The sequence below is a fragment of the Enterococcus sp. 3C7_DIV0644 genome, from assembly GCF_002141235.1.
GTDB lineage: Bacteria > Bacillota > Bacilli > Lactobacillales > Enterococcaceae > Enterococcus_D > Enterococcus_D entomosocium.
The window spans coordinates 2695747-2700235 of record NZ_NGLK01000001.1 but is presented as its reverse complement, the minus strand read 5'-3'; the positions used below and the strand labels follow the sequence as shown (position 1 = coordinate 2700235).

Sequence of the window (4489 nt, the reverse complement as noted above, 5' to 3'; positions counted from 1 at the left end):
GAATCCGCATCAGCATCGGCGTCCGCATCTGAATCGGAATCGGAATCAGCATCAGCATCGGCGTCTGAATCGGAATCTGAATCGGAATCAGCATCTGAGTCAGTATCAATAGGTTCTTGTATAATTACAGCAACCATATCAGACTGTTTATCATCACGATTTTCCTGATGTCCGTTTACAACAATACTTACTTCATCACCAAGATTGAGCTCAGCATCTAGTGGAATTTCAAATTCACCGCTAGCATTGATTGGTACATTCTTCTCTACAAGTTCACCATTGATATAAACGTCAAGTGAATACGTTCTACCAAATGTATCATCTTGTTCATGACTTCCTGTTATTACATTGTCACCAACATAGATATCATTTAGTTTGGGTTGATTGACTACCCAGTTATTGTAGCCAGTTGTGTCATCGACATTTACTGTTGTCTCAACTGCCTTAGTTCTTATCTGACTCGGATTAGCAACATCCGGTTGTTGTCCGACAACTCTGACTGTTACTTCATCGCCATAAGAAAGATCTAGATTTAATTCATTTACATCATATGCGAATACATAACTTCTACTTGTTACTGGAATATCTTCTTCAGTATTAACGAGACGGCCATTCACCAGTAGTTCTAAGTTATAGCTTCTCTCGTACGCTCTACTCTGAAGTGGAACACTTCCACTAATCAGTTGATCGTCTTCTTTTAATGGATCAACTCTTGCAGCTTGAACTTCCCATTGATCATAGTCATCGATATTTTCAACAATCATCGTAGTTGTTGAGCTTACTTTATCTTCATGCCCATCTTGTTTTCCAATGACATATGCTTCAACAACTGCACCTTCAGGCAACGGCGCTGGTGATCCATCCACGATCCACATTGAAGAGAATTCAAAATCATTTGAGATATTTTCTCTTCTTAGGACTTCCTGCCCTTCAATAGTCAATACTAAATCATACGTTCTTCCCGCTTGACGATTTTGTGGCAAGTTTAACCCAGTAACTAAATACTCACCAGTGTACGCTTGATGAACTATTGGATTACTTACTACCCAATCTTCATAGTCTACAATATCTGTACCTGTGCTATGGTAAGTAATACCAGAATATTTTGTATACCTTTTTCCATTGCGCAATACGTATTGATGAACTCCTTTTACCCTTGCGGTAACGATATCACCCTCTCGCAGAAAACTACCAAAATCGTATTCCCAATTGCCGTCTTCATCCATACCAATTGTATCTCTTGGTACACCATTGACTAATAGTTCAACAAAATAATCGGTATCATGTTCATTAACGAGATCTTGCTTCCCATTTCCATAGAAATTTTGATCGTCAGAAGTTAATAATGTAGTCGTCTCTACCGGGTTCTCTATCCAAGTGTTATAAATCCCCTCAGAAGAAAGTTCCCCGGATATTGTTCCACTACCTCCAATAACAATCCAGTCTGCACTAGTTGTTACACTTCTAACAGAGTAATTATCCTTCCTAATCACCATGTTGTCTCGAGGATTATCTTCTTTCCATCTTGCCAAATCAATCTTTAGATCAATAGCAATATCTACACTACTCAACTGAATTAAATAGTTAGGGGTATAATAGGTGATGGAATGGGTATCAGGATCATACCCCATCGTTTCATAACCTGAGATAATGCCGGTTCTCGCATCCCATACATCTTTAATGTCTTCAGTTACATCACCCCAACCTAAGAAAGTTGACGGTCGAGAAATCGTTCCTGAAATATAGTCTGTATAATTTGGGGTTAAGAAGAATTGATCTGCTAAATCAGGATCTAAATAGATCGTTTGCTTAAATTGAGAAATCAAACCAATGTTTAGCCATGTATTAGATTCACCTGCTGTTGCTATGTGAATCCCGTCCTCATCTGCAGATAATTTATTGAACTTATCTGTGAAGCCAAAGTTAATCCCTATTCGAGGTGCAACTTCTTCATAGCCTCCTGTGCTATCTGTAACGTTTACAGACTCGGCATTTACTTTTGTTTCAGCTACAAACAAGCCGCTTGTAATTACACCAGCAATCATAGCATTGTAAATTAGTTTATTTTTAGCATTTTTTTTCTTAATATTTTTCCTATTCAATGACTGAACGTGATCAAATTGATTTTTCATTTTTTCCTCCCTTTTAGTAATTAATAAGATTTCTATTAATTGCTAAGTTCACATTCAAAATAAATATAAACTTAGCAATTAAGTGAACCTCAATTGCTTTTGAGATAATTCTTATAATTGATTAGTCCACTTAAAAAGTGCTCTGCATCATCTATTCTCATTCTAAAATTATCGTGTCTTGCAAAAAAACCACCAGCAATGATATTTGGTTTTGCCATATACATAGCAACCTCCGGATAAAACACCCCTACGTTCATTTCATGCAACGCTCGCTTATCCATAGTTGGTTTTATATCCTTCGCTTTAGGAAACTTCTCTAACAAATGTGAATATTGTTCACTTGTATCTAAGTGATCAACAAATTTAGCAGCCGCAACTAAAAGTTCTAGCATGGTAGGATAAGCAGTGTCTCGTTTGTTGATAAAATTCAAATTTTCTGTAGCATTTCGAATACCAAACTCATAATATTCCTCTTTAGGTAATAAAGCTGATAGCTCATTAACGGCATAGCTTATCCAATGGTCATGGTATTTATAATATTTTTTTTCTACTAATTTTTTCAAAATTGATTCCGCTAATGATAAAGTGGTATCATCTGGAATTTGCTTATACGCTCTAGCGAGACCGAATAGTACTTCGCCATCGTAATAAACTGTCCGGAAAGCCTCTTTTACTTCTAACTTTTCGTTTAGAACGTGAATTGTATCTCCATCTTGAATAAAATATTCTTTGATCATTTTCACCGTATTGATAAGAATTTCTTCATACTGTAAATCACCAGTTATTTCTTGATACTTTGAAAATGCTAACAGCACCATCGCATTGCTTCCAAGTTTGTATTCAAAGGCGTCGATTCTTCGATCGATAATATCTTTGAAAAGCAAGTGTCCTTCAATATCAGTCGTTAGGTTTTGAATCCCCCAGTCAAGCCCACTCTTAATTTTCGGAAGATCTTCTTCATAGGTTTCTAAGTCTTCGACTGCTTCTAACCACGCATACAAAGTGGAAAAATGTCTTACCGTATTGTAGTTGATTAGCGTTTTATTAAACTGAGGAAAATAGCCATATATGAATTTTCCTGAATCAAGTATTTGGTCGCTTAAATATTTGCGCCCATCTTTAATCACTCTTTCTAAATCAGATACAATATTTTTCTTCAAATGCTGTCTCACATTGATCCCCGGTCCACGATACTGAAGCTCATAGAGTTCCGAGCCTTCATTCACCATTATTCCTCTCGTTCTAAAAATGGTGATAGCCTTGAGGGGATCGGGTAAAATAATAGGTTTCTTATATTTCCGGAAAAGATATTTGCTCAGATTTACATGATTGAAAGATAAATTTGGTTTATTTTTCCCAATTTTATGCTCTCTATCCGGTTGGAAAATCATATTCCCATTAATTTCTTCTTCCAGCAAAGAAATACGTAATTCCTCATCAAAAGCAATCCCATATCGAAAATAGTTGTTTCTTGGTGTTTCTTTTAGCATTTCGTCAAATTTTTGATAAGGAATTTTCTTTGAGTAGATGACAACATCAAATTTGAGATACTTGACCATACTCAAATTATTTCTTTCAAAAAATCTTTGAACCTTAATCCATGTTCTATCAAAATCCTTCGAGCAGAAAGACTTTACTTCTGCCCTACTTTGACCAGTTGACCACGAAATGTAGATGACCGTTTGACCTTGCATATTACTTTTTTCATAATAGCTACTAAGTTTTGCTTTAATTTGAACTAACTTTGAGTGCTTTAACATTGAACAACTCTCCAATTTAATCAGTTTGACCAGTTTTTGAGATAAATCTTCCATTCATTGCGTTAAACTTTTACCCATTGCTATGATTTCAATGAATGCTCATGACTGTTTATACATGTAGTGAGATAGCTAACTATTTGATGTACTCATCCCCCTTTTTCTTTTCCTTGAACCATTTTTCTTAAGGAGCGTCATTGAAAAATAAGGTTTTGGTTCGAAAGCTAAGATGACATGCTGCGTTCTTTTCTATAGATCCTAAAATTTTATTACTTACCTGCTTCGCTTTTATAAAATAAAAAAGGATGTTTACCGCAAATAGTGAATATTTCCACGATCGAAAACAATGAATTTGATCGCTAATTAAAAGTATTGAAATTACGCATCCTCATTACACATATAAGGTTACACAGGGTAGTGAAGAAATTAAAATCTAAATTTTCATAGCATATTGCACTTTTCAGAAACGCAGATAAAAAGATGATTTTTTTAGCGTTAATATAACAAATAATAACCATATGTCTTTTTTGAAAACTTCGCTAAAAATTGGAATAAGAAGAAAGCCCATTATGGTTCGATAACGTTTCCATCTATATAATC

Annotated in this window: 2 protein-coding genes; both read right to left on the bottom strand. The window is 35.3% G+C overall.

The window, feature by feature from the left end:
* On the bottom strand, positions 1-2132 hold a 2132-nt coding region (locus A5877_RS17215; RefSeq protein WP_176273472.1), incomplete at its 3' end, for a hypothetical protein.
* A gap of 89 nt (positions 2133-2221) precedes the next feature.
* On the bottom strand, positions 2222-3892 hold the full coding sequence (locus A5877_RS12715; protein WP_225869261.1) for a poly alpha-glucosyltransferase: 1671 nt from the start codon (positions 3890-3892) through the stop codon (positions 2222-2224).
* Positions 3893-4489 lie beyond the last annotated feature (597 nt).

What these genes read in the sequence shown, in the direction of transcription:
- A5877_RS12715 (WP_225869261.1), bottom strand. Translation starts at nt 3,892, where the DNA reads ATGTTAAAGCACTCAAAGTTAGTTCAAATTAAAGCAAAACTTAGTAGC.